At 67.2% G+C, this 24,604-nt stretch carries 19 protein-coding genes; 7 read left to right on the top strand and 12 right to left on the bottom strand.

The genetic code is table 11. The features are described 5' to 3' along the window. Window positions 1-113: 113 nt before the first annotated feature. The 5 genes from ACFWF1_RS06295 to ACFWF1_RS06275 are packed head-to-tail and all read right to left on the bottom strand — an operon-like array spanning window position 114 to window position 10,918. Window positions 114-5,690 carry an SDR family oxidoreductase gene (locus ACFWF1_RS06295; RefSeq protein ID WP_379285902.1) on the bottom strand — a complete coding sequence of 1,859 codons (5,577 nt, stop codon included), beginning with the start codon at window positions 5,688-5,690 and terminating at the stop codon, window positions 114-116. A gap of 4 nt (window positions 5,691-5,694) precedes the next feature. After that, complete coding sequence (locus ACFWF1_RS06290) at window positions 5,695-7,023, bottom strand: acyltransferase domain-containing protein (RefSeq protein WP_379285900.1); 1,329 nt, start codon at window positions 7,021-7,023, stop codon at window positions 5,695-5,697. A 21-nt stretch (window positions 7,024-7,044) separates the two neighbouring features. Then, the gene (locus ACFWF1_RS06285; protein WP_379285899.1) at window positions 7,045-8,850 is read right to left on the bottom strand and encodes an acyl-CoA dehydrogenase; all 1,806 of its coding nucleotides are present in this window, start codon (window positions 8,848-8,850) and stop codon (window positions 7,045-7,047) included. 14 nt (window positions 8,851-8,864) lie between these two features. Continuing rightward, a complete protein-coding gene (locus ACFWF1_RS06280) occupies window positions 8,865-9,845 on the bottom strand; it encodes an acyltransferase domain-containing protein (RefSeq protein WP_379285897.1) in 981 nt (326 codons plus the stop codon). Next, window positions 9,842-10,918: a 3-oxoacyl-ACP synthase III family protein gene (locus ACFWF1_RS06275; protein WP_379285895.1), complete on the bottom strand. Its 1,077-nt coding sequence runs from the start codon at window positions 10,916-10,918 to the stop codon at window positions 9,842-9,844. The genes ACFWF1_RS06280 and ACFWF1_RS06275 overlap by 4 nt, the downstream gene beginning before the upstream one ends. 307 nt (window positions 10,919-11,225) lie before the next feature. On the opposite strand from ACFWF1_RS06275, the gene ACFWF1_RS06270 reads away from it, so the two are divergent. From ACFWF1_RS06270 to ACFWF1_RS06260, 3 genes are all read left to right on the top strand, one after another. Then, entirely contained in the window at window positions 11,226-12,380 is a 1,155-nt protein-coding gene (locus tag ACFWF1_RS06270) for an LLM class flavin-dependent oxidoreductase (protein WP_379285893.1), read from the top strand. Between the two features lie 46 nt (window positions 12,381-12,426). Further along, on the top strand, window positions 12,427-12,660 hold the full coding sequence (locus tag ACFWF1_RS06265) for a hypothetical protein (RefSeq protein ID WP_379285892.1): 234 nt from the start codon (window positions 12,427-12,429) through the stop codon (window positions 12,658-12,660). Between the two features lie 64 nt (window positions 12,661-12,724). Further along, on the top strand, window positions 12,725-13,261 hold the full coding sequence (locus ACFWF1_RS06260) for a MarR family winged helix-turn-helix transcriptional regulator (protein ID WP_379285891.1): 537 nt from the start codon (window positions 12,725-12,727) through the stop codon (window positions 13,259-13,261). Window positions 13,262-13,264: 3 nt separating this feature from the next. Here the strand turns inward: ACFWF1_RS06260 and ACFWF1_RS06255 are convergent, their stop codons facing one another. The 3 genes from ACFWF1_RS06255 to ACFWF1_RS06245 all read right to left on the bottom strand — a co-directional run bounded on the left by ACFWF1_RS06255 (window position 13,265) and on the right by ACFWF1_RS06245 (window position 16,297). Continuing rightward, complete coding sequence (locus tag ACFWF1_RS06255) at window positions 13,265-13,759, bottom strand: phosphoribosyltransferase (protein WP_379285890.1); 495 nt, start codon at window positions 13,757-13,759, stop codon at window positions 13,265-13,267. A gap of 89 nt (window positions 13,760-13,848) precedes the next feature. Beyond that, on the bottom strand, window positions 13,849-15,621 hold the full coding sequence (locus ACFWF1_RS06250; RefSeq protein ID WP_379285888.1) for an AMP-dependent synthetase/ligase: 1,773 nt from the start codon (window positions 15,619-15,621) through the stop codon (window positions 13,849-13,851). 46 nt (window positions 15,622-15,667) lie between these two features. Next, window positions 15,668-16,297: a TetR/AcrR family transcriptional regulator gene (locus ACFWF1_RS06245; protein WP_379285886.1), complete on the bottom strand. Its 630-nt coding sequence runs from the start codon at window positions 16,295-16,297 to the stop codon at window positions 15,668-15,670. Between the two features lie 473 nt (window positions 16,298-16,770). Here ACFWF1_RS06245 and ACFWF1_RS06240 point away from each other — a divergent pair, with 473 nt between their 5' ends. Further along, window positions 16,771-17,124, top strand: coding sequence for a hypothetical protein (locus ACFWF1_RS06240; protein ID WP_357384414.1), 354 nt, complete (start codon window positions 16,771-16,773; stop codon window positions 17,122-17,124). Between the two features lie 3 nt (window positions 17,125-17,127). On the opposite strand, the gene ACFWF1_RS06235 is transcribed toward ACFWF1_RS06240, so the two are convergent. The 3 genes from ACFWF1_RS06235 to ACFWF1_RS06225 all read right to left on the bottom strand — a co-directional run bounded on the left by ACFWF1_RS06235 (window position 17,128) and on the right by ACFWF1_RS06225 (window position 19,806). Further along, window positions 17,128-17,472, bottom strand: coding sequence for a hypothetical protein (locus ACFWF1_RS06235; RefSeq protein ID WP_379285884.1), 345 nt, complete (start codon window positions 17,470-17,472; stop codon window positions 17,128-17,130). A 117-nt stretch (window positions 17,473-17,589) separates the two neighbouring features. Beyond that, window positions 17,590-18,873, bottom strand: coding sequence for an aspartate--tRNA(Asn) ligase (aspS, locus tag ACFWF1_RS06230; RefSeq protein WP_379285882.1), 1,284 nt, complete (start codon window positions 18,871-18,873; stop codon window positions 17,590-17,592). Window positions 18,874-19,074: 201 nt separating this feature from the next. After that, entirely contained in the window at window positions 19,075-19,806 is a 732-nt protein-coding gene (locus ACFWF1_RS06225) for a DUF6882 domain-containing protein (protein WP_379285880.1), read from the bottom strand. 165 nt (window positions 19,807-19,971) lie between these two features. On the opposite strand from ACFWF1_RS06225, the gene ACFWF1_RS06220 reads away from it, so the two are divergent. The 3 genes from ACFWF1_RS06220 to ACFWF1_RS06210 are packed head-to-tail and all read left to right on the top strand — an operon-like array spanning window position 19,972 to window position 23,301. Further along, a complete protein-coding gene (locus ACFWF1_RS06220; protein WP_379285879.1) occupies window positions 19,972-20,421 on the top strand; it encodes a helix-turn-helix transcriptional regulator in 450 nt (149 codons plus the stop codon). 5 nt (window positions 20,422-20,426) lie between these two features. After that, complete coding sequence (locus ACFWF1_RS06215) at window positions 20,427-20,837, top strand: VOC family protein (RefSeq protein WP_379285877.1); 411 nt, start codon at window positions 20,427-20,429, stop codon at window positions 20,835-20,837. Between the two features lie 49 nt (window positions 20,838-20,886). Continuing rightward, complete coding sequence (locus tag ACFWF1_RS06210; RefSeq protein ID WP_379285875.1) at window positions 20,887-23,301, top strand: ATP-binding cassette domain-containing protein; 2,415 nt, start codon at window positions 20,887-20,889, stop codon at window positions 23,299-23,301. Between the two features lie 99 nt (window positions 23,302-23,400). Here ACFWF1_RS06210 and ACFWF1_RS06205 read toward each other — a convergent pair whose 3' ends face one another. Then, the gene (locus ACFWF1_RS06205) at window positions 23,401-24,429 is read right to left on the bottom strand and encodes a fused (3R)-hydroxyacyl-ACP dehydratase subunits HadA/HadB (protein WP_379285873.1); all 1,029 of its coding nucleotides are present in this window, start codon (window positions 24,427-24,429) and stop codon (window positions 23,401-23,403) included. Between the last annotated feature and the right edge of the window lie 175 nt (window positions 24,430-24,604).

The raw sequence follows: 24,604 nt of genomic DNA, 5'->3' as shown, positions 1-24,604 counted from the left end.
GCGACTCCGCAGGGTCGCGAAAGTGCTGGTCGTACTAGAGGATTCGGAGGGAGGAGGGTGCCGCGATGCCTAGCCCGGCCGGGTTGCCCGCTCAGTCGTTACCCGGCCGTGACCTACCGGCGGCAGTCTTCGGCCCGGCCGGTGCGGGTCGGCCGAACCGAGCCGAGTCGCGACATCGTCAAGCCGGTCATCTCCAGCAGGAGGGTGCCGTCCGGTGCGATCGCGCGGACGGTGTGCGTTCCGGTCAGATCGCCGAGCAGCCGGATGTCCGCGCCGTATCGCTCGGCCAGGCCGATATCGTTCATCGATCCGGTGGCCAGATCGATTCGGGCGATTTCGCGGGGTACGAAAATCGGCTGCTCGGTAGCGGTCCCGGCGGCCAACGCGAACGTGCGCAGCATCGCGTCGAGCAGCAGCCACGGGATTCGCATGGTGCCGAGCAGGCCCGTCGCGTCGGGCGGGAGCGACCACGTGCCGGTTGCGCGCCGGTCGGCGGTCCGGATGTGCGCGAGGTTGGCGAACATCCCGCCGATCCGCACTGGCGAATCGGCCAGGCGATACGGGTCGAGCACGGACCGGCCGACCACGTCGGGCACCTCGGGTCTGCGGGGTTCGACAGCCGAATCGGCGGACGATACAACGACTTCGGTGCGGAAGAAGCGTCGCCGGGACGCCGCGCCGTTGCCCGCGGCGACGTCGGAGGTCAGTTCGACCGTTACCGACTGGGCGGTCTTTTCGCGGATGACGCCCAGCGCGGCGGTGATCCGCAGCTCGATCGGCCGACGGCCGGCGAACGGTTTGAGGAAGGCCTCGAAGCGAGTGTCGCGATACCCGAGGACGGTGGCGCCCGGCAGCACCGCCAGAGCTGCCCGTGCCGCGATGTCCAGCAGCAACGTTCCCGGCACGGTCGGCTTTCCGTCGACCGTATGGTCGGACAGGTAGCCGTCAAGCACAGGATCGAACGTGTAGTGCCGGCATCCGGGGTTCTCGTCGGCTCGCGCATCCTCGACCACGCCGTACGGTCGCGCACCGCGCACCATGCGAAGCTCGTTGTCGCCGAGGAAGACCGCGCAGCCGGCACCGGCGGTGAGTTCGGCGAGGAACAGGGCGGTCCCCTCGTCGGTGGTGATCGAGCTGAGCTGTCCCTGCCGTCGCAGGTACGCGCGGTTCAAGTGGTCCGAACGAAGTCCGGTCTGTCCCCACAGCGGGAATGCGACGGTGAATTCGTCATCGTCGGAGCTCTGGGCGCAGGCGGCCAGGAAATCGTTGGCGGCGGCGTAGTCGACGTCTCCGGGCAGGCCGATCGCGCCCGCCACCGATCCGATGTTGCACCAGCGGATCGGCGGATGCCCGGCCAGCGCCGCTTTGAGGTGCTGATAGCCGAGGACCTTGGTGTCTCGAACCCGGCGGAAGCTCTCGAACGACTTGTTCTCCAGCAACGCCGGTTCGGACAGCCCCGCCGCGTGGATCACCACGTCGAGTCGGCCCGCGGTCGACAGGACCGTGGCGACCGCGGCCCGGACCGCATCGGGGTCCAGTACGTCACAGGGGAGGCAGTGCAGCCGGTCCGGGCCGAGCCGTTCTGCGAGGTCTTGGTAATCGCGTTGCCGGGCAATGGCTTTCATGCGGGCGTCGGCCTGCTCGACGATGGATCGGATGGGTCTGGCCGGGTCGTCGTCGCGCAGCCGCCGGATCAGCTCCGCGCGAACGTCCGCCGGAGCGGCGCCGTTGGAGTGCTCCGCGATGCCGGTCGGATCTGTGCGCGCGAGCAGCCATACCGCGGGTTTGGCCCGTTCACTCAGCGCGCGCAGCATCGCGATCGGCAGGCCGCCGGTTCCGCCGGTCACCAGGATCACCGAGTCGTCGTCGATCGGCGCACCGCGGTGGGCCGTTGGCAGTGCGGCCGGCGTGAGAACGTCGCGATATCGGCTGCCGTTGCGATACCACACCACCGAATCTGTTGCCGCTGCTGATCTTTCGTGGGCAAGCAACCGCAGGGTCGCGAGTGGGGGCGCATCGGTGAGTATCGCTGCGATCGATGCGCCGGGGCGTTCCCACGCCAGACTCTTGACGAAGCCGGTGAACAGCGCGGCGTACGGATGCGGCCGGCCCGTGCTCGGCTGACCGGGCAACAGCACCATGAGTGAGCTGTCCGCTGTCCAGCGCGGCCAGAGTCGTTGAGCGGCGGCAAAAGTGAGATCGTGCAGACGCAGCTGGGCGGCGATGTCGCGGCCGGTTGGCGTCCGCGGCGATTCGTCGACCGAGCAGATCACCGTCAACGCGGGGGTAGCCGCGTCGATCAGCGCCTGCACGCGAGTGTCGCTCGGATCGTCGACACCTGCGCACAGGACCGTTGCCTGGGCCTGTTCGAGTTCGGCGCGCAGTTGCTGTGCCGATTCGCCGGAGCCGACGAGGACGACGCTGCCCGCTGGTATCGCGCTGTGCGACAACGCTTGTCGCGTGTTCGGCGCGGCAACCAACGCGGGCACGTAGCGCTTGGTGAGGTGGTCGGGCCTCGCGGTGGTCACCCGGACGCGGTCCCCATTCGGCAGCGACAACTCCGACGGCTTGGCCGGGCCGGCGACCGCGCGAAGCAGGTCCACCGCTCCCGCGGCGCCGAGATAGTCTCGGGTGTCGATCGAATCCTTCAGTGCGCCAACATCAGTGGACGGATTGGCGGCAGTGGCGCGATCACCGCGAGCGATACTCACCCGCGCCAGGATCGGCCAGCCACGTCGGGCGGCCTCCTCGGCGGTGGCTATCGCGATCAGAAAAGCACCTTCGGCCAGCTGTTGCGCGGGACGGCCGAGAATATCGGCGAGCTCGCCGCTGGAGTTGCCGTTCAGCGCGAGCAGCAGCGCCAGATTCAGATCGCCGGCCTGCAGATACCGTCGAGCGGTGCCGAGGGCGGCCAGCGCGGAGTCATCGCCTGCGTCGACGGCTACGCTCATCCCGCGCAGATTGTGCCTGCTGGTGATCCGCGACGCGATCACATTCGTCATGACGCCCGCATAGGTGTCCTCGTTGCACTCGGGCACCCGGTCGCGCACCGCCGCGAGAATCGACGCGACGAGCGGGCTAAGGTCGTGTGCCGCATCGGATTCGGTGATCGCGCTGAGTACATCGTCGCCATAGGTGCGGGTGAACGCGCCGGCCAGGGCCACCGGGACGCCGGTGTGTGCGGTGATGACGCCGGTCGACTCGCGCACCTCGGCCCACAGTTCGCCGTGCTCGCGAACAAAGGTGTCCGCGACCTGAATGGCCATGAGGTGGCAGGGATCTATCGTCGCGATCGTTTTCGGAGTCAGTCGTACTTCGGCCGGAGCGGGGGCCGGGTAGGGGACGGCGAACCGCCGATCGGGTGCATCGCCGTCGCCGCGCAGCCAGGCGGTGATCCGCTCGTGATCGGGGTTGCCGGGCAGGTGGGCGCTCCACGCGAGCACGGCCAGATCTTCGCTGCCGGTGCGACGTCCGGACCGGATCGGGTGGCCGTTCGCGCGATCGGTCACCAGCAGGTGACCGTTGGTGCCGCCGAACCCGAACGCCGATACCCCGACCAGTCGAGGCCGCTGCGCGTCGGCGGGGAAGGCGAGGTCGCGGTCGCAGACGCGCGTGCGATCCGTCTGCACGTCCGCGGGCGCTCGGGTGAAACCGTACTGTCCCGGTATCCGCCCGGCCCGCAGCGCCTCGGTGGCATGGATCAGCGAGACCGCGCCCGCGGCCCAGCCGGTATGCCCGACCACCGACTTGTTGGAACTGCACGGATAGCCGTCGGGGGGTGCGACGGCGGCCAGGGTCTGCAGCTCGGTGCGGTCACCGGCGGTGGTGCCGGTGGCATGCGCGACGATCCAGTCGACCTGCGCGGGCGAGGTTTCGTTGAGCGCGCGGGCACGTTCGATCGCCAGCCGCTGGCCCGCCGGATTCGGCGCCGCGATGGCCTTGCCGCGACCGTCGGCGGCGGCGCCGAATCCGGTCAGCACGGCGAGGATTCGGTCGCCGTCCGCGCGGGCCCGCGAGAGCAGCTTGAGCGTGACGACCGCGGCGCCGTCGCTGAAGAGGGTGCCGTCGGCCGCTGCGTCGAAGGACCGGACCGCGCCCCCGCGGGACAGGCCACCGAGTTTGGCGAACATCACCGCCACCGTCGGATTCAAGACCTCGACCCCGCCGCAGTAGGCGATATCGCAGTCACCGGCCAGCAGCGCTTTGGTGCCGAAATCGACCGCGTACAGCGATGACGCGCAAGCGGTATCGATGACCGTGGCCTCGGTGACCCGGTCCAGGATGCCGGCGATGGCGGCGTGCACCACCATCGTGGGCAGCACCGGCTGGTCGGCGCCCGCTCTGGGGTAGCGCCGACTCAGCAGTTCGCGCAACCGGTTTCCGGCCGCCGGGCCCGCGGCCTCGTCGGCCGCGCTGCCGAACGTTTCGGTGACCAGATGTTCGGCCAGGGCTTGGCTACCGCCCGGCCAGGCGCCGACATAGACGGCGCAACGATCCGTCGATGTCTGCCGTACGCCGTCCCTGGCCTGCAGCAAGCTGTGCCGGAGCCAGCGAGTCGCTTCGTCGCGGCGGGGCCCGTCGGCCGCTTCCTCGGCGAGGAGGGTCGGGTGCGGTTGAAAATCGTGCAGGTGGCCACCGACCCGGCAGTAGGTGCGATCGACGGCGGTGCGGTCGGGCGTGTAAAAGTTCTCGAGGGCGAATCGCGCACCCGGCTCGGTGAACACCGGCGTCGGCCGCGACAGCAGATTCCAGAACTCCTGTGGGCTGTTGGCACCCGCGATGGCCATGCCGGTGCCGACCACGGCGACGAGCTGGTCGGCGTCTTCGGTGGCTTCCGGCGGTGGGGTAGGCGGATCCGCGTCCGGCGCGCCGAGCGCGGCGACCGTGGCTTCGGCAGGGACCGTCACCTGCCCGGCGGGCGGCGCCAAACTCGTTGAGCCAAGGGAAAGTCCACCGTCGGCGAGAATCACCTGACCGGTGATGAACGACGCGCGATCCGAGGCCAGGAACAGCACGATCTCGGTGAGGTCGGCTTCGGTCGCCAATCGGCGCAGCGGCGTCGCCGTCAGCACGGTCTGCCGGAAGACATCGCTGTCGGGGAAGAGATGGCTGGTGGCGTTGTCGATCAGGCCGGCGGACGCGGTGTTCACGCGGATGCCGGCGGCGGCGAATTCCACTGCCAGATAACGAGTCAACGCCTCGACGGCCGCTTTGCTCACCCCGACCGTCGCATAGTTGCCGATGACCAGTCCGGCGCCGATGGAGGACAGATTGACTATCGAACCGCGACGCCCGGTCATCAGCGCTGCGGCCGCCTGCGCGCATCGCCTGCTGCCATCGAGGTTGACCGCAAGGGCTTTGGACCAGTCGCTGTCGCGCAGGGTGGACAGCGGCGCGAGCGTCCCGCGGGCGGCGTTGTTGATCAGGATATCGAGCCCGTCGTGGCGATCGGCGATCCCGGCGAACATCGCTCGAACGGACTCCCCGTCGGCCACCGAGCCATGGGCGAGCTCGGCGGAACCGCCGCTGCGGCGTATCTCGGCGAGCGTCGCTTCGGCGTCGCCTTTCGAATGAAAGTAGTTGACCAGGACATGTGCGCCCTGCTCGGCCAGCCGCAGGCAGATCGAGCGTCCGATGCCCTTGCCGCCGCCGGTGACCAGCGCGGTCCGCCCGGTGAACTCGCCGCTCATCGCGTCAAACCTCCGTCGTGATCGGAGTGTGTGCGGATCCGTCGGCGAGCCGGCGCAACAGCTCGGCCAGCTCGGTCAGCGTGGAGAAGGACGTAACGCGCACCGCGGCAGGAGGTTCGGGTAACCCGAACCGTTGCCTGGCCAACCGGAAGGCTTCGATCTGCTTGATCGAGTCGATCCCGAGATCTGCCTCGAGGTCGACGTCGGCCTCCAGCAGGTCGACGGGATAGCCGAGGGCTTCGGCGTAGATCTCGCGAATCTGCGCGAAGAGTTCGTCCGGTGCGGGTAGCGCGGCGGACGCGTTGGTCGAGGTCGGCGCGCTGCCGTTGGTGGCTTCGGCGACCGGCTCGGCGACCGGTGCCCGGACGGCGTCGCCCGAGCCGACTGCCTGCCGGAACTCCGCGGCCGAACACCGTTGCCGCAGTGGCGCGACGGTATCGGCCGCAGCGGGCAGGCAGGCCGCAACCATCGAGGTGAGGGTGTCCCGGCCGCCCGACTCGACGTAGTGGCGCACGCCGTCGCGGTACAACCGCAGCAGCCCGTCGTAGAACAGCACCGGCTGGGTCAGGTGTCGCGCCACCCAGGAGTGGATGTCCTCGGTGGACCGTACGTAACGGCCGAGCACCGGGGAGTAGACCGGGATCCTCGGCTCGGCGACCCCAATGTCGTCGACGGCTCGGGCGAACGCTTCCGCGGCATCGCGCAGCAGTCGATTGTGAAAGGGCAGGGCAGCGCGCAGCCGAGTCGCTCGAATGCCCGCGGCCGCGGCGACCTGCTCGACCATGGCAAGGGCTGTGGTCAGCCCGGAGATGACGCATTGATCCGGACCGTTGTCGACCGCGACGACAGCGGTCGGCTCGTCCAGGAAGCCGGTCAGGTTTCTGGCGCGGGGGCTGCCGGCCGCAAGGGCGACCATGCCACCGTCGAGGCTCGAAATATCTTGCAGGGCTGTCGTTCTGGCGAGGACCAGCCGGGTCGCGTCGCGTACGGTGAGGGCGCCTGCCGCGGTGAACGCGGACACCTCGCCGAGGCTGTGCCCGACGACGACGTCCGCGTGCAGGCCGGTCTCGACCAGGATCCGGTAGGTGACGATAGCGCTCGCGAACAGGGCCACATCCAGATCCGGTGACCGATCGGCCACCAGGTCGTCCAGCGATGGGGCGTCCGGATCGATCAGCAGCCGGGACACCGGAGCATGCCCGTGCTCGTCGCACACCTCGTCGATGCGCTCCACTGTTTCTCGCGCCGAGGGGAATTCGTTGATCAGAGTGGCCATGGCACCCGGGATGTACGAGCCTTGCCCGGGGAACATGAAGGCGGTACGAGCATTCATCGGAGACTTCCTTTGGGAGGCTTACAGTTCGGGCAGGTCGAAGGCGGCCGCGAGATCGGTTGTGTGCGGGAGTAGTTCGTCGCACAGCGCACGACGGTGGTCCCAGATGCGGTCCAGCAGCGGCGTCGGGGTGAGCCGCTGATCGGCCAGGAATCCGGCGTTGCGCTCGATCCAGGACAGCGCGTACAGCCGCAGCAGTCCACCGACCGGTGCGGGCGCGCTGTGACAGGCCATCCGCAAGAGCTCCAGGACAATACGATCCGCTCGGGCCGCCGCGGCCGTCTGTGCCAGGGCGAGATTGTCGTTCCATCCGGTGAACTGGTCGTGCCCGGCGCGCCGGGCCGCTTTCAGGCAGCCGTCGAGGCGATGGTGGTAGTACCGTTCGGCGGTGCGCGCCAACGAAACCCAGGCGTGCGGCGAGGTCAGATCCGCGGCATCGGCTGGTCTGGTCTCCGGGCCCGGCGGCCGGTACCGCTGGGGGTCCGCCATGGCATGCGCGGTGTCCATCAGGATCAGGTCGTTGTCGCCGCCGGCGCAGAAGTACGAGTTGACGAAGCCGTGAAAAGCGTTGAGCCGGTTGTGCGCGACGAAACCGGTCGCGCCGCAGTGCGTGCGGCAGCTCGCGGTCACCTCCAACGCGAGTCGGGTGGCGAACACCTTCAGCAGGGGCAGTTCGGTGTCGACCGAGGACCAGGGCGCCCAGGTCGCCTCGCCGACCGGTGCGACAGGCGTCGCGGCGGTCTCGCGGACGACGTGCCTGCTGACGATGGTCAGGGTGTACGCGGCCGCGAGCGCCCCGAGCACCGCTTCTTGCTGATTGCGATAGCGGATGAGCCCTTGCTCGGGGGCCAGTCGTCCCATGGTCAAGCGGGTCGCGGTGTGCGACTCCAGGATTCGTGCCGAGTCCTGGGTGACGGCGGCGCACGCCGCGATGACGCCGCGCCACACGTGCGGCGCCCCGATGCGCATTGTGCGAGCGAGGCGCTCCGCGGCAGCGCCCGCGTCATCATGGAACCGGCCGTCGGCGTCGATGGCGGCGCCATCACTGAGCCAGGCGTGCAACGGAATACGCATCCGGTCGAACCGCACAGAGGCGAAATCGCAAGGCAGCGCGAAGGTATCGGGTGCCGGGGTGATCTGTACTCCGGGCCGGACGGCGCCGTCGGGACCGCGCAGCGGAACGACGAACACGAACACGCCTCGTTCCTGCCCGCCGACAATCAGCTGCGCGTAGACCGCGCCGGTCTTCGCGACGCCGGGATGGCCGGTGCTGTTGGGAAACTTCCGCGCGTCGGCGTCTGGGGTATGCAGGACGAAGCCGCCGGAATCCGGGTCGAACGTCGCCTGCGTGCGCGGGTGCAGGTGGCTGTTGCTGCGGGCGCCCTCGGTCAGCAGGGCCGAGCCGAAGGCGTCCATCGACTCCAGCGCGGCCCGCGTATCGGCCAGTCCCGCACTGGAATCAGCGGGCACGGAGCGCAGGATCGGCGCGAGCACCAGCGTGTAGTGCACCAGCAGGATATGGAACAGGTCGGGGTCCGCGAGCGCGGCCCTGGCCAGCAATGCCGACAACGTGTGCGGCGAGTCGAGCAGCTCGGCGGCCGGCGGCGCGGTCCGGCCTGCCTGTCGCGCTCTGGCATACACCAGGCTCAGCCGCTCCTGCCGGGAAGCTCCATCGGGCCAGGTGAAGAACGTATCGGGGATCGCTGCGTGCACTAGCGCGCGCGTCTGGTCCGGTGCCGCCACCGAGTCGGGATCGGCGAGCGAGCGTCGCAGGTCGGATCGCGACGGGGTCGCGGTGGTCGTGGCGAGATCGTGGTCGATGGACATCGTCGTTCCCTTCTTCACCGCTGTCGAACGGAGACAGGGGATTTCGACGTTGTGCCGGTCAACCAGGACAGCTCACCGGCCAACGGTGCCAGGGTGCCTGCCGAGGGCAGGGTGGCCTGCACGCACCGGCACAGACCGTCGCCGACCCCTAGTTCGATGAACTGCGTGTGCTGAGAGCCGGCGTGCTGCAGCGCTTCCACCAGATCCACGGGTTTGGTGACGCAATCGACCAGGGCCTCGTGCAGGTCGTCGGTGTCGGCATAGGCCCGTCGCCCGACCGGCGAATACACCGGCACGCGCAAGGGGCGCTGCCGGGTCTGGCACAGATTCGCGCGGAATCGGTCCGCGACGACGACGAGCCCCGGATGGTGCGAGGCATAGGGCACCGCCAGGCGCACCAGCCGCGGACCGTCACCTTGCCGCTCGAGCAGTGCCGCGATCGCCTCCGTTGGACCGCTGACAATGGTCTGCTTCGGGCTGTTGACGCAGGCGACAACGAGATCCGACGGGCCGACCTCGGCCAGCAGGGCGCGCGTCTCCGGCACGGAGGCGAGCACGAGCACCATGGCGCCGCGGCCCTCGAAGCCGCGGAACGCGGCATTGAGCGCGCCGACCGCGCGGGTGCCGTCCGGCACATCGAAGACGCCCGCGCACACCAGGGCGGCGATCTCGCCGAAGCTCTGTCCGACGATCACGTCGGGGTGCAGGCCCGCCGCGGTCAGCAGTCGATCGAGGACCACCGAGATGGCGTAGCTCGCGAGCTGCGGGATTCCCGGCCCCATTACGGGTTGCTTGACCTCGCTGAGCAATACCTCGCGAAGTCCTTGTCCCGCATCGCCGGACGCGCGTTCGATCTCGCCGAGGACGCCGTCGACCGTCGCGCGGGACGGGCTGTCCGCGCGATAGAGCTCGTGCAGCGCGCATCGTGGATCGCCGCCTTGTCCAGGAACCAGAAAAACGGTGCGTGGCGTCGGTGGTGTGGCCTGCCCGTTCATCGGTCGACCTCCGCGTCGCCGATGCCCCAGGTGAGTACGGTGCTGCCCCAAGTGACACCGGCGCCGAAACCTACGATCAGGATTCGGTCGCCGGTCTGGAGTCGTCCGTCGGCGTGCGCGGTGGCCAGCGCGTACGGCATCGACCCCGCACCGATATTGCCGACCATGTCGCCGACGATGATCAGGCGCTCGACGTCGAATCCGGCGTCCGCGCAGGCCTTACGCAACAGCACGGGATTGGGTTGGTGGGTAACGATCACGTCGATCTGATCCGCCGTCAGACCCGATCGGCGTAACGCGCTCGCGGCGGCTTTGGGGAAGATCTCGAGAATGAAGTCGCGTACCGCCTTGCCGTCCATCTGGATGCGATGCTGTCCGCGCGTCAGGGTGTCGATGCTGGCCGGGCGCCTGCTGCCACCGGCCGGGATAAGCACGTCGTCCGCGTGGTCGCCATCGGAACCGAGCTCGATCGGGCCGAAGCCCCTGCCCCTGGCGACCGGGCCGAGAATCGTCGCGCCCGCTCCGTCGCCGAACAGCACCGCGGTGGCGCGGTCGGCCGGGTCGAGGAAGTGCGAATATGCCTCGACGCCCACCACGGCCGCGCACCGGGCGTCGGCATCGCCGCGCAGGTAGTCGACGGCGACCCGGGTGCCGAACAGCCAGCCGGTGCACGCGGCGGACACGTCGAAGGCCACCGCCTGGTGCGCTCGCAGCAGGGCCTGTACCCGACAGGCGGTGGACGGGCCGAGTTCATCCGGGGTGGAGGTCGTCACGATGATCAGGTCCAGATCGCCCGCGTCCAGGCCGGCCACATCGAGCGCGGTGCGCACCGCCTGGGCGGCGAGATCGGACGCGGACTGACCGAGACCGCAAACATGGCGTTCCTGTATTCCGGTGCGTTCGACAATCCACTCCGGCGTAACGGCCGCGGGTTCGGCGACTTCCGCATTCGTGCGCACGCGCTGCGGAACAAATCCGCCGGCGCCGAGAACTCCGATAGCAACGTTGCCGCTACCGAAATTTCCATGGCGTCTCGAGATCCGATCGAGGTATCCGAGATTATCGTCTGCCATCGATATCACTTACTTTCCATTTCGGGAAACGTTCTCTGGAACGTACTACCGGCCACCGGCTGCCTGCCCTACCCGAGGTGGAGCCAACGCTTTTCGAATCCGTGGCACCGGCGGCGGTCGTTGTTCCGCCGCCCAATTTCCGCCGTGCCGTGGTCACCAACTTCTGTCGTCGGTCTGTACCCACAACTTTTGTTGGATCGTTCGTCCGATGGGCGTCCTATGTTCGTTGGACCCGACGGCAACGCGGACCGGCTGGCGAACATCACCCGGATCCGCGTTGCCGTATTCCGACGACCCAGGAGATTTCATGCGGAAGGCGGACGGATTCCGTACCGGCATACTCGATCTCAGCTTGCAGCCCCGGTTCGCACCCGATCTGACGTTGCGCACCAATCGGTTGCTCGCCGCGGCGGGTAAGGCAGACTCGCTCTTCGTGCCGGACCACCTGACCGGTTTGCTGCCCGGCTCGATCTGGCAGCCACGGCACATCGGGGCCGCACGGCTCATCCCCAGAGCGAACGCACATTACGATCCGTGGACCGCGCTCGGGTATATCGCAGCACAGAACAGTCTCAAGCGGCTGCGGCTCGGCGTCGGTGTCACCGACACCGGGCGGCGGAATCCCGCGGTCACGGCACAGGCCGCCGCCACCCTGCACCTACTGAGCCGGGGGCGGGCGATCCTGGGCATCGGACCGGGCGAACGCGAAAACAATGAGCCGTACGGGGTTCCGTGGCAAAAGCCGGTGGCCAGATTCGAGGAGGCCCTCGCGACGATCCGGCTGCTGTGGGCGTCCAACGGCCGTCCGGTTACCCGGGATTCCGAATACTTTCCGCTGCGCGATGCGATCTTCGAAATCCCGCCCTACCGTGGCACCAGACCCGAAATGTGGATAGGCGCGCACAGTCCGCGCATGCTGCGGCTGGCAGGCCGGTATGCCGACGCCTGGTTCCCCGCTTATCCGCAACCCGTGCCCGAATATCGGACCAGCTTGGAGCGGATGCGGACTGCGGCGTCCGATGCGGGCCGCGATCCGATGTCGGTGACGCCGGCGGCGATGATCTTTGTGATTACCGGATCGACTCGTGCGCATATCGACGAGACGGTCGGATCGGTGGGTGCCCGGGCATTCGGCTTGTGTATTTCCGCCGATATGTGGGCGCGGCACGGGGTCGAACATCCGTTGGGTTCCCGTTTCACCGGTATCCAGGACCTGCTACCGCAACTGCTGGACGAGGACACCGTGCTCTCGTATGCCGAGAAGGTCCCGAGTTCGCTGGTCCGGGACTATTGCGTCACCGGGACGCCGGCCGAAGTCGAGGAGCGCATCGCCGAATTACGCGACAACGGTCTGCGGTACGCCGTGCTTGTCGATCTCAGCACCTTCCATCCCGACATCAAATGTGGGCTCGCCGCGTCGATTCCGTTCCTGCGCATCCTCCGCAGGCTGCGCAAGTTGTGATCGTGGCCGCACGAAGCTGACCAACTCGCGAGAGGGGCGCCGGAAAATGACGATCGAATCAACGCATCGCGCACAGTGTCGCGCACCGTGCGGCAGGCTGGTCGACGACGACCATGTCGAGGATTCCGACGGATTCGGGATGATCGTCCGAGTCGACCGATACGCCTGTGGCTGCCAATACATCCGCCGCGACTATCACGATGGGAGCATCGGCGAACGCATGATCCGCCACGACGGGAAAGTTCTCCCCACCGAGCTACGCCCGGAGCAGGGGTCTTAGTACGTCGCGCGGTCACCGTAAAAGCCCACGAGCAGCGCCGAACTCGCTGGCGTAAGGTGATTGGATGCCCGAAGTAGCGCATCCCAGTTCCGCGGTGCGTGTCGAACCGGCCGCAACGCCGGGCAGCACCGCGACTGTAGGGGACTCCGACCACGACCTGCTGTCGTTGGCGAACCAACTGTGTTTCGCCCTCTACTCGACCTCCCGGTCGATGACCGCGGCGTACCGGCCGTTCCTCGAGGCGATGGAAATCACCTATCCTCAGTACCTCGCCCTGCTCGCGCTGTGGGAGCGGCCGGGGATGACGATGAAGGAGCTGGGCGAACAGCTCAGCCTGGACTACGGCACCGTCTCGCCGCTGATCCAGCGACTACAGTCGCACGGCTTCGTGGAAAGCGTGCGCAGTGCCCACGATCGCCGCTCGGTGGAACTCCGCGCGACGGACGCGGGCCTCGCGCTGCAACGCCAGGCCAGGGAGATGATCGAGTCGGTGATGGCGTCGGTCGGCTACCCGCTCGACACGCTGATCGCGTTGCGCGATCAGGTCAACGCGCTCGGCGAACGCCTCGACGCGATCACCGAGGAGCGCAAGGAACGCTGAGCGTTACGCGTCGAGCACCTTGACTTGACGCTGCACCACGGGCGGCTCGGTCGACCACGGGAAGTTGATCCAGCGGTCGGTGTGCTTCCAGACGTACTCGCACTTGACCTCCGAGCGCGGCTTCTCGTAGACCACCGCGCACCGGACCTCGGCGACATGCTTCTCACAGAAGTCGCGCACCAGCTTGAGGGTGGCGCCGGTGTCGGCCACGTCGTCGGCGACCAGCACGGTGGCGCCGGCCAGGTCGACCGCCTGCGGCACCGGCGGCAACATCACCGGCAGGTCGAGGCGCTGGTCGATGCCGGTGTAGAACTCCACGTTCATCACGTGCAGGTTCTTCACGTCCAGCGCGTAACCGAGCGCGCCCGCGACGAACAACCCGCCGCGGGCGATCGACAGGATCAGATCGGGCTCGAACCCGTCGTCCGCGATCGTGGTCGCCAACTCCCGGCTCGCCGATCCGAACAACTCCCAGGTCAGCACTTCCCGATCCGCCATGGATCCTCCATCTCCCTCGTCGCGACTGCGCACAGAGCATACGAGTTGCCACGATGTGGCCGGCTTCACGGTCCACTCAGCGGCGTTGTTCAGGCGTAGAGGTCGTCGATGTCGGCGGCGTAGCGGTCGTTGATCGGCTTGCGCCGCAGCTTCATCGTCGGGGTCAGCACCTCGCTGCCCGGCTGCCAGAAGTCCGGCACGATGGTGAACTTCTTGATCTGCTCGACCCGGGACAGCTTCGAATTCGCTTGCGCGACAGCGTCGGCCACGATCTGCCGAACGCCGGAGTCCTTGGCGAGCACGGCGGCGTCGAGGGCGACGCCCGCCTTGTCGGCGTACACCGCGGCCGCGTCCGGATCGAGGGCGATCAGCGCGACGTTGTATTTGCGGTTGTCGCCGATCGCCACGGCCTGGCCGATCAGTGGCGCGAACGCCTTGATCCAGCTCTCGATGTTGCTGGGCGACATGTTCTTTCCGCCCGCGTTGATGATGAGTTCCTTCTTGCGGTCGACGATCCGCAGGAAGCCGTCCTCGTCGAGGGTGCCGATGTCGCCGCTGTGTACCCAGCCGTCGGCGTCGATCGCCTCGGCGGTCTGCTCGGGCTTGTTCAGGTAGCCCTTCATCACGATCGGGCCGCGCACCAGCACCTCGCCATCGTCCGCGATCCGAATCTCGTTGCCCGGCACGATTTTACCGACGGTGCCGAGGCGGACCTGGCCGGGCGGGCTCATGGTGGCCATGCCGGACAGCTCCGACATGCCCCACGCGTCGGAGGCCGCGATGCCGACGCCGTTGAAGAAGCGCAGCACATCCGGCGAGATGGGGGCGGCGCCGGAGAGCGCGAGCCGTACGTCGGCGAGCCCGACCGCGGCGCGCAGCTTCGACAGCACCAGCGCGTCGGCGACCTTCTCCTGCAGGGCGAGCAGCGCCGGGACCGGGCGGCCGTCGAGCCTGGCGTCGGATGCGGTCCGGCCGACGGTCAGCGCCCACTTCGCCAGGGCCGCTTTGACTCCCGTCGCCTCGGCCAGCTTGGCCTCGATGCCCGCTTTGAGCTTCTGCCACACCTGCGGGACCGCGCCGAACACGGTCGGGCGGGCGTCGGCCAGTGTCGCGGCGAAGTCGGCGCGGTCGGCGACGGTGGTCAGCTGATTACCGACCACCGACAGGATGTAGAGCCCCGACCAGCGGTCGGCCACGTGTGCGGAGGGCAGGAACGAGACCATCCGCTCCGCCGGGGTGGCGTCCGCGAGCTGCTCGGTGCCGTCGACCATCGCCAGCATGTTGGCGTGCGTGAGTTGCACGCCCTTGGGACTGCCGGTCGTGCCGGAGGTGTAGATGAGGGTCAGCGCGTCGTCGGGTCGCACTGCGCGCCAAGCGGAGTCGAAGTCGAAGTCGTGGCGGCCGCCTGCCTTGACCGCGTCCAGGGTGCTGGTGCCCTCCGGTGCGCCGTCGATGCACACCACATGCTCGACCCGGGCACCTCCCTTGCTCGCCAACACGGTTGCGGCGTATTGCGTTTCGCAGACGACAACCGTCGCGCCCGAGTCGGTGAGCAGGTAGTTCAACTGCTCGGGGGAGGAGGTGTTGTAGACCGAGAACGGTGTGGCGCCAAGGTGTTGCAGGGCGACGTCGATCGGATAGAACTCCGGCCGGTTGGTCATCAGCAGGGCGACCCGATCGCCGTGCCGCACCCCGAGCGCCGCGAATCCCGCGGCCAGCGAACGGACTTGCTCGCCCCACTCGCGGTAGGTGAGGGTGCTCCGGTCGCCGAGCGTGCGCACGGCGACCTTGTCCGGGTCGCGGGCGATGGTGGCTTGGAACGCCTCGCATAGCGTGGACGAGGCGGACGCGAAGGTGGGCATATGATCTCCTGGCTCGTTGATGGCCGGTGTTCCGGCGGCAGGTGGGTCAGTGCTGATGAACGCCGACGAGCGCGTCGACAAATATCTGGGCGAGCAGCTCGACGTATTCGTCTCGCGCCATGTCGATTTCGCCGTTGTGCCAGGCGAGGGTGACGGCGGAGTTGCCGTGCACCACCACCAGTGCGGCGAGCGCGATCCTGGCGTGGGTTTGCGGGTCGGTCTCGCCGTAGACCGCGCAGACCTGGCGGGCGGCCTGTTCGGCGTAGCGCTTGATGCCCTCGGCCTTGCGTGCGGCGAGGGTGGGCAGGGTCGCCGCCTCGGTGTAGAGGCGAGCGCGCCGCGGTTCCTCGGCGAAGAAGTCCAAGAAGGTCGCCACCGCTACCCGCGCGCGCACGAGCAGGTCGAGTGGCTCCGCCTCGACGGCGGCGATGGTGCGGGTGATCAGGTCGCCGATCATGGTCTCGTGCAGGGCGTCGAGGAGCTGATCACGGTTGCGGAAGTGTTCGTAGAAGTACCGCTGGGTCAAACCGGCCCGCTCGCAGACCGAACTCATCCGCAGCTGCGCGACGCCGACCGCCGCGATCTCGTCGAGGCCGGCCTCGAGCAGGTCGGCCCGTCGCTGGGCCAGCCGTTGCTCGGCGCTGACCCCGCGGAACGGGCGGACAACTGTGGACATGAACGAATCCTGACACAGCACTGTGTCAAGATCCACCCTGTGGCCGAAAATCTCGATCTAGCCGGTGTTCCATGCGGAGTGCAACCTGATGCCCGCCGACTACTGCGCCGACTCGGCTCGCCTCGGTTTCTCTGCCATCAGGAAGAAACGCGAGCTCGACGCCTGGCGCGAAACCTGCTGATTGCCTGGCAGGTTCGCGAATAAACGCGCGCCAATACCCGGCACGCCGCGTCGATAAACATTGCTACGGCATTTGCCAACGCGTTTTGTGGGAATTTCTGTCCGGCTTTTCAACGGGTCCCGATTCCACCGCGACACCCGGTTTCAAATAGGACAAAGCGTCGCCGGATTCCGCTACGGTTCGCGCTATCGCGTGTTACCTCGAACCCTCTTGGCTGCGTCGAAGCGCACGATGACAGATGCCTGCGCGTACTGCGGCCAATGGACCGACACCGTACAGAATGGGGATTGTCATGCGCTTTCGTCCGGCCCGGATCGCAGCCCTCGCAGTCTTGTTCATCGCGGCGGCCGCCGGCCTGACCGCCCTCGCCTCGGCCGCCATCGCGGACGAGCAGTGGACGTACGTCTGTGACGAGATCGAGGAGCCGGGGGAGGTCGGCGCGAAAGGATCCGGGAACTGCCAGGCCGACAACGGCGCGCCGCAATCCGGGCCGATCAAACAGAAATTCAAGCTGCACCAGCGCGGCGTGCAACCCAAGCCCGACATGATCGCCGTCTGCGAGGGCGAGGCCAAGGATGCGTTCGGTGAGGCGTCGCTGCCGACGCGGGTCGACGGATTCGGTTGCTACGTATACGAAATGCGCTAGGTCTTACTTCCAGGCGGATTTGACGCTGCGCATTGCGCTCATCCCCGCCGCGGACAGGTCGGGCCACGGCGGGCGGCGGAACACCGCGAGTGTCGCGATCACCGTCGCCGCCAGCCCGATGAACTCGGCCAGCAGTGCTACGCGCGTCGTGTCGATCGCCGACTCCCACTTCACGGTGCCGTCGTGGATGACGAAGATCCCCAGCGGTGCCGCCCGGAACGGTCCGCCGCCGGCCCGCGCGACGGTGATGACAGTCGAACCATCGGCGGTCTCGTACGGTTCGCCGAAGACTTGCACGCCTTTCGGGCCCGGCTCGATTCGCCGTACGGACCTACCGATGATGGTCATCTATCTTCCCCGCTCTCGCCGCAATCACCCACTGGCCCACCACCGTACCGCCGCCGCTCGGCGGGAGCTCCCGAACGGGACATGAGTAACACCGCTGTCATGTCCCGTTCGATGAGCTCAGGGCCGAAGGCGGTGGATGTCGCGCGGAAACAGGGTGGCGTGGCGGATGTTGTCGGCTTCGATCAGGCGGGTGACCCACCTTTCCAAACCGATGGCGAAGCCGCCGTGCGGTGGCATCCCGTGGCGCATCGCTTCGAGGTAGGGGGCGTATTCGGCGGGGTCTTCGCCGCGGGCCGCCAGTGCCGCGACGTAGTCGGCGTGGTTGTGCAGGCGCTGCCCGCCGGTGACCAGTTCGAGGCCGCGGAACAGCAGGTCGAAGGAGTTCGTCCAGCGCGGGTCGCTTGGTTGCGGGTGGGTGTAGAAGGGGCGCTTGATCGCCGGATATCCCTCTACCGCAAGGAAATCCGAGTCGAACTGCGCCTTCGCCCACCTCCCGAGGAAGCGTTCGTGCTCGGGCGCGAGGTCGGGCTCGGTCGGTGCCGCGCCGACTAGTTCGAGGGCTTCCCGGAAATGGATGACCGGGATCTCCTCGGGTACGAACGGCAGCTCGGCGCCGACGGTTTGCACTGCGGCCCAGGCTTTTTCGCTGATCGTGTCGACCATCACGGCGAGTGTGGCACGCAGTTGGGCGAGTACGTCGCGATGGTCCCGGAGGAAGCCGAATTCGACGTCGAGGGAAACGTATTCGGCGAGGTGCCGCGCGGTGTCGTGTGGTTCGGCGCGAAAGACCGGTCCCACCTCGTAGACCCGCTCGAACACTCCGGTGAGCATCTGCTTGTACAGTTGCGGCGACTGGGCGAGATAGGCGGTCGACCCGAAGTAGTCCAGCGTGAACACATTCGCGCCGGATTCGGTGGACTGGCCGACGATTTTCGGCGTGCTGACTTCGGTGAATCCGGCACCGTCGAGGTGACGGCGGAAGCCGGTCATCGATGCGGCGGCGATCTGCCAGACCGCCCGCCGGACCGGATGACGCCAGGTGATCGCGGCGTGGTCGAGCGCGGTGGGCAGGGTGACGCCGAGGCCGGGTCGCCACAGCTCGACCGGCGGCGGTTCGGCCGGAGCGCCCAGCGGGTGCACGGTCGGGTCGGCGATCTCGACGCCGCCGGGCGCCTTCGAGTTCTCGATCGCCGTCCCGGTCACCCGGACGACGGATTCTTCCGGAAGACTCGAAACCTGTTCGCGGACTTGCGGATCGGTCACCACGGCTTGCGCGAGGCCGGAGCGGTCGCGGAGCACGACGAACGTGACGGTCGCGAGTTGCCTGCGCCGGTGTATCCAGCCTTCGACGGTCACCGATCCGCTGCCTGCGTGCAGGGCCGAACAGAGTGTGCGTGGCATCAGTTTCACCTCCTGGTAGCTATCCCCGGGAGGTGTGGGCGATCGGGTCCGTCGCGGTGCCACCACACCTTCGCAGCGCGATGCTCGCTGCCTCTGCTGGTCGATTTCTCAGGCGGTGACCGGCCGACGCGGCTCGGAGTTCGTCACGCTCGTCAGCGCCGCGTCCTCGATCCTAGCTGGCTGCGTCGTTTCCGCGAGCGATTAAACGCCGGCGCCGGGGGAGGACGACATCCCGGTGATGTGACCGTTCACGTTGAACGTGATGACGACTTGGACACCAGGGCTGGTGAGGCGCAGCTTCGAGTCGTCCTGGTTGAACCTCGGGTCGAGTCCCCGCTGGATGGCATAGCTGTGCACGACGCGCTTATGGTCGGGCAGGCCCACTTCGAGGGTCCAATCGAGCACGTTCCTGACGTGCGGCAGATCCGGAGCGGGCAGCGTGAGATCGGGATGTTCGATCAACACCGCGAGCCGCGTGCCACCGCCCACGTCGCAGCTGTACCAGGTCCAGCTGCCGGACACCGCCTTGGCGAGCTCACCCATCAACCAGGTGACCCGGCTCGGCTCGGTCGGCGCTCCCGGCAGCTCCGCGAACGGCACCTCGGCCGTGTGCAACGCCGAAATCCCGTGGCGCAGTCCGTAATCGCGCACCGACCGAGCCAACTCGGTCACCTCTGGCGGATACCAATCGTTGTTCGCCCAACTCCACAGCCAGCTCTGTGGGCCGGGCGCCGCCGTTCCCAGCACGTGAAACCGCGTGCACGTCAACGGATGATCGCCGAAGAAGTCGAATCGCGGCGGTTCGTAACTCACCTGCCACCGATGTTCACCGAGTACCCGGACGCAGTGGTCTTGATGTTCGAAAGACATTAATGCGGCATCATCGAGTAACTGTTCGAGCGTTGGTGATTCATGGTCGAGATAAGCAGTCACGACTGTCGATCCTGTCTTACCGCACGACGCCGTGCACGCCCATAGAAATCACGTCCGTCGAGTTCGTACAAAACCGGGTAGGTCGAATTTCGACCAAGCGCCGCTAATACGAACGCCGCACGATTGCGCTGGGCACCGCCGCCGCAACGTGGCACGATCGTAGAGGTGACCAGCAGTTCCGCCGAAGCGCCGCGCCTGCGCGACCTCGCGCGGCTGCGTCGCGTGCGCGACCGGATCGATCGGGAGTACGCGCAACCACTCGACGTCGAGGCGCTGGCCCGTGACGTGCACATGTCGGCCGGGCATCTCAGCCGTCAGTTCAAGCTCGCGTACGGCGAAGCACCGTACAGCTATCTGATGACCCGGCGGATCGAGCGCGCGATGGCCTTGCTGCGTCGCGGCGATCTCAGCGTCACCGAGGTGTGTTTCGCGGTCGGCTGCTCGTCGCTGGGCACCTTCAGCACCCGCTTCACCGAACTGGTCGGGGTGCCGCCGAGCACCTACCGGCGCGACGAGGCCGAGGCGACGGCCGGCCTGCCGTCCTGCGTGGCCAAACAAGTCACCAGACCGATCAGGAATCGAGAAGCGCAGGTAGCCGCGCCGGAACTAGCCTGAGCACCATGAACATCACCATTCAAGCGAGCTTTCTCCCGCAGAACGACCCGGACGCCGCCATCGCCTTTTACCGCGACGTGCTCGGCTTCGAGGTCCGCAACGACGTCGGATACAACGGGATGCGCTGGATCACCGTCGGTCCGGCCGACCAGCCCGGCACGTCCATCGTGCTGTACCCGCCCGCCGCCAGCCCCGGTATCACCGACGACGAGCGTCGCGTCATCGACGAGATGATGGCCAAGGGCACCTTCGGCAGCATCCTGCTGGCAACCAAGGATCTGGACGGGTCGTTCGAGCGGCTGCAGGCCAGCGACGCCGAGGTCGTCCAGGAACCGACCGATCAGCCCTACGGTGTTCGTGACTGCGCGTTCCGCGATCCCGCGGGCAACATGGTGCGTATCCAGCAGCAGAGTTAGCTCGTCGAACGCCGTCGGCGCAGTACTGATCAGGTTGAATGGAGACATCATGACGACCGCCGCGAAGAAAAAGGGCACGAGTCTGCCCGCCGCCGACAGCCACGATCTGATCCGGGTGCACGGTGCGCGCGTGAACAACCTGCGTGACGTCAGCATCGAGATCCCGAAGCGCAGGCTGACGGTGTTCACCGGTGTCTCCGGGTCGGGCAAGAGCTCGCTGGTGTTCAGCACGATCGCGGCGGAGTCGCAGCGACTGATCAACGAGACCTACAGCTCCTTCGTGCAGGGTTTCATGCCGACGTTGGCGCGGCCCGAGGTCGATGTGCTCGACGGGTTGACGACGGTGATCACCGTCGACCAGCAGCGGATGGGGTCGGATCCGCGGTCCACGGTCGGCACCGCCACCGACGCGAACGCGATGCTGCGGATCCTGTTCAGTCGGCTCGGTAAGCCGCATATCGGTTCACCGCAGGCGTTTTCGTTCAATGTCGCCTCGGCCAGCGGCGCGGGTGCGGTCAGTTTCGAGCGTGCGGGCCGGACCGTGCGGGAACGCCGCAGTTTCCAGATCATCGGCGGCATGTGCTCGCGGTGCGAAGGGCGCGGCTCGGTGTCCGATATCGACCTCACCCAGCTCTACGACGCGTCCAAGTCGCTCGCGGATGGCGCGTTCACCATTCCGGGTTGGAAGTCGGACAGTTTCTGGACCGTGCGGGTCTACGCCGAGTCGGGCTTCGTCGATCCGAACAAGCCGATCAGCAAATACACCAAGAAGGAACTCAACGACTTTCTGTACAAGGAGCCGGTCAAGGTCAAGGTCGACGGCGTCAATCTGACCTATGAGGGGCTCATTCCGAAGATTCAGAAGTCGTTCCTGTCCAAGGACCGGGAATCGCTGCAGCCGCATATTCGGGCGTTCGTCGATCGGGCGGTCACCTTCACCACGTGTCCCGACTGCGGTGGCACTCGGCTCAGCGAAGAGGCGCGGTCGTCGAAGATCAAGCGGAAGAACATCGCCGAGCTCTGCTCGATGGAGATCCGCGATCTCGTTGAATGGGTTCGCGCGCTTGATGAACCATCGGTCAAGCCGTTGCTCGACTCGCTGGTGCACACCCTTGATTCGTTCGTGGAGATCGGGCTCGGTTATCTCTCGCTGGAGCGACCGTCGGGCACACTGTCGGGTGGAGAAGCGCAGCGCGTCAAGATGATTCGGCATCTCGGGTCGGCGCTCACGGATGTCACGTACGTGTTCGACGAGCCGACCATCGGGTTGCATCCGCATGATATTCAGCGGATGAACGATCTGTTGCTGCAGTTGCGGGACAAGGGAAATACGGTGCTCGTCGTCGAGCACAAGCCGGAGACGATCGTCATCGCCGACCATGTCGTCGACCTGGGTCCCGGTGCCGGTTCGGGCGGTGGGACAGTCTGTTTCGAGGGCACTGTGGACGGGCTGCGGGGGAGCGGCACCATCACCGGGCGGCATTTCGACGACCGGGCGGCTTTGAAAGAGTCGGTGCGAAAGTCCAAGGGTGCGTTGAAGATCCGCGGCGCTTCGGCGAACAACCTGCAGAATGTCGATGTCGACATTCCGCTCGGGGTGCTGTGCGTGATCACCGGCGTCGCCGGTTCCGGCAAGAGTTCGCTCGTGCATCGGTCGGTGCCTGCTTCGGAGGGCGTGATCGCCGTCGATCAGACCCCGATCCGCGGCTCGCGACGCAGCAATCCGGCCACCTACACCGGGTTGCTCGAGCCGATCCGCAAGGCGTTCGCGAAGGCCAACGACGTGAAGCCCGCGCTGTTCAGCTCCAACTCGGAGGGTGCCTGCCCCATCTGCAATGGCGCGGGCGTCATCTACACCGATCTGGGCATGATGGCCGGCACCGCCAGCACCTGTGAGGTGTGCGAAGGCAAGCGGTTCGACGCCTCGGTGCTGGACTACCACCTCGGCGGCCGCGACATCAGCGAAGTGCTCGCGATGTCGGTCACCGAGGCCGAAGAGTTCTTCGGCACAGGCGACGCACGCCTCCCCGCCGCACACGCCATCCTCGAACGACTCGCCGACGTCGGCCTCGGCTACCTCACCATCGGCCAACCGCTCACTACCCTGTCCGGCGGCGAACGCCAGCGCCTCAAACTGGCCACCCACATGGGCGACAAAGGCGGCGTCTACGTCCTCGACGAGCCGACCACCGGCCTGCACCTCGCCGACGTGGAAAACCTGCTCGCCCTGCTCGACCGCCTCGTCGAGTCCGGCAAATCCGTCATCGTCATAGAACACCACCAGGCCGTCATGGCCCACGCCGACTGGATCATCGACCTCGGCCCCGGCGCAGGCCACGACGGCGGCAAAATCGTCTTCGAAGGCACCCCCGCCGACCTGGTAGCCGCCCGCTCCACCCTCACAGGCGAACACCTCGCCGCCTACGTCGCCACCCCCAAGAAGACCACCCGAGCTCGCAAGTAGTTGGTCAACCGATCACTGGGAACCAGTGCTGGTATCGGCCGAGAAGCCAACAGCACCAGTTCCCAGTGATCGCTTGTCCAGTAAGATATTTCGGGCGGCTCAGGCGAGGCGGACGGTGGCGGTGGCGAGGCCGAAGACCTTGCGGCCTGCGGATTTTGCGACGATGACGATGACGGCGGTTTTGGTCTCGGGGTCGAGAGACTTTATGCGGCCGGTGAATTCGACGTTGCCGACGGAGCGGGCGTCGATCACGGTGTAGCTGGAGAGGCGTACGCCGTAGCGGGTGAGGGCGCCCGGGTCGCCGAGCCAGCCGGTGACGAATCCGGCGCCGAGGCCCATGGTGAGCATGCCGTGGGCGATCACGTCGGGGAGGCCGGTCAGGGTTGCTACGGAGTCGTGCCAGTGGATCGGGTTCGCGTCACCGGCTACACCGGCATAGTTCACCAGGTCGCCGCGGGTGAGTTGGGTTGTCCGAGGCGGGAGTTCGTCACCGACGGTGAGGTCCTCGAAGCGGATCGCGGTGTGCGGGAGGCGCGTTCGGGTGACCTCGGACAGGATCGGAGTGGGCGCCTCAGTCGTTTCGTCCGACTGGTCTGTCGCGATTCCCGGTGCCCGGGAGGGGATTTCGATGCCGTGCATGACCACGCGCTCGATCGCGTCGCTGATGCCTTCGGCGACGCTCTCGCCGGTGATACCCGCGACGGTCGTGTGCATGATCTGCACGACCTCGCCGGTCTGGTCGGTGAAGGTGTTCTTGATGGTGAGCAGGTCATTGCCCGCTACCCGGCGGACCGAGGCGAGTTCGACGTCGCTGACCAACCGGTCACCGGTGACCACCGGCTTGTGCATCTCGAAGACCTGATCGGTCTGCACGTACACGTCGTACCCGGTGATGACGGACTCGAACAGCTTGCGGTTGGCCAGCATCGCGGGGATCGAGATGAACGTGGTCGGCGCGACCAGCCCGGCGTAGCCGAGTTCGTCGGCCGCGTCCTCGCTCCAGTGCACGGGGTGAAAATCCTGTACCGCGCGGGCATATTCGCGGATCTTCTCCCGGCCGACCTCGTAATAGTCGTCGACCCGGTAGTGATGCCCGACCAGGGCGGCCACATCGAACGTTGCTTCCATCAAGCCGCTCCTCGCGTTGGTTTCCTCGGACATCGTAATCAGCACTCGCAGAGCCGAATCCATGAGTCGAGAGTTCCGGTCGCGGCCCCTTTTCGGGGCCCGACCCGGCAACCCCACCACAGGATCAGGGGGGACGCCCGCCGGCGGGGGGCGCGAAAAAAACCCCGGGTGGGAT

It is taken from the genome of Nocardia sp. NPDC060255 (assembly GCF_042727395.1).
Classification (GTDB): Bacteria; Actinomycetota; Actinomycetes; order Mycobacteriales; family Mycobacteriaceae; genus Nocardia.
This window is presented reverse-complemented; position numbering and strand designations above follow the sequence as displayed.

Excerpts from the sequence above, each read along its gene's own strand:
- ACFWF1_RS06295 (WP_379285902.1), bottom strand. The coding sequence starts at position 5,690 with ATGAGCGGCGAGTTCACCGGGCGGACCGCGCTGGTCACCGGCGGCGGC.
- ACFWF1_RS06290 (WP_379285900.1), bottom strand. The coding sequence starts at position 7,023 with ATGAATGCTCGTACCGCCTTCATGTTCCCCGGGCAAGGCTCGTACATC.
- ACFWF1_RS06285 (WP_379285899.1), bottom strand. The coding sequence starts at position 8,850 with ATGTCCATCGACCACGATCTCGCCACGACCACCGCGACCCCGTCGCGA.
- ACFWF1_RS06280 (WP_379285897.1), bottom strand. The coding sequence starts at position 9,845 with ATGAACGGGCAGGCCACACCACCGACGCCACGCACCGTTTTTCTGGTT.
- ACFWF1_RS06275 (WP_379285895.1), bottom strand. The coding sequence starts at position 10,918 with ATGGCAGACGATAATCTCGGATACCTCGATCGGATCTCGAGACGCCAT.
- ACFWF1_RS06270 (WP_379285893.1), top strand. The coding sequence starts at position 11,226 with ATGCGGAAGGCGGACGGATTCCGTACCGGCATACTCGATCTCAGCTTG.
- ACFWF1_RS06265 (WP_379285892.1), top strand. The coding sequence starts at position 12,427 with ATGACGATCGAATCAACGCATCGCGCACAGTGTCGCGCACCGTGCGGC.
- ACFWF1_RS06260 (WP_379285891.1), top strand. The coding sequence starts at position 12,725 with ATGCCCGAAGTAGCGCATCCCAGTTCCGCGGTGCGTGTCGAACCGGCC.
- ACFWF1_RS06255 (WP_379285890.1), bottom strand. The coding sequence starts at position 13,759 with ATGGCGGATCGGGAAGTGCTGACCTGGGAGTTGTTCGGATCGGCGAGC.
- ACFWF1_RS06250 (WP_379285888.1), bottom strand. The coding sequence starts at position 15,621 with ATGCCCACCTTCGCGTCCGCCTCGTCCACGCTATGCGAGGCGTTCCAA.
- ACFWF1_RS06245 (WP_379285886.1), bottom strand. The coding sequence starts at position 16,297 with ATGTCCACAGTTGTCCGCCCGTTCCGCGGGGTCAGCGCCGAGCAACGG.
- ACFWF1_RS06240 (WP_357384414.1), top strand. The coding sequence starts at position 16,771 with ATGCGCTTTCGTCCGGCCCGGATCGCAGCCCTCGCAGTCTTGTTCATC.
- ACFWF1_RS06235 (WP_379285884.1), bottom strand. The coding sequence starts at position 17,472 with ATGACCATCATCGGTAGGTCCGTACGGCGAATCGAGCCGGGCCCGAAA.
- aspS (WP_379285882.1), bottom strand. The coding sequence starts at position 18,873 with ATGCCACGCACACTCTGTTCGGCCCTGCACGCAGGCAGCGGATCGGTG.
- ACFWF1_RS06215 (WP_379285877.1), top strand. The coding sequence starts at position 20,427 with ATGAACATCACCATTCAAGCGAGCTTTCTCCCGCAGAACGACCCGGAC.
- ACFWF1_RS06210 (WP_379285875.1), top strand. The coding sequence starts at position 20,887 with ATGACGACCGCCGCGAAGAAAAAGGGCACGAGTCTGCCCGCCGCCGAC.
- ACFWF1_RS06205 (WP_379285873.1), bottom strand. The coding sequence starts at position 24,429 with ATGGAAGCAACGTTCGATGTGGCCGCCCTGGTCGGGCATCACTACCGG.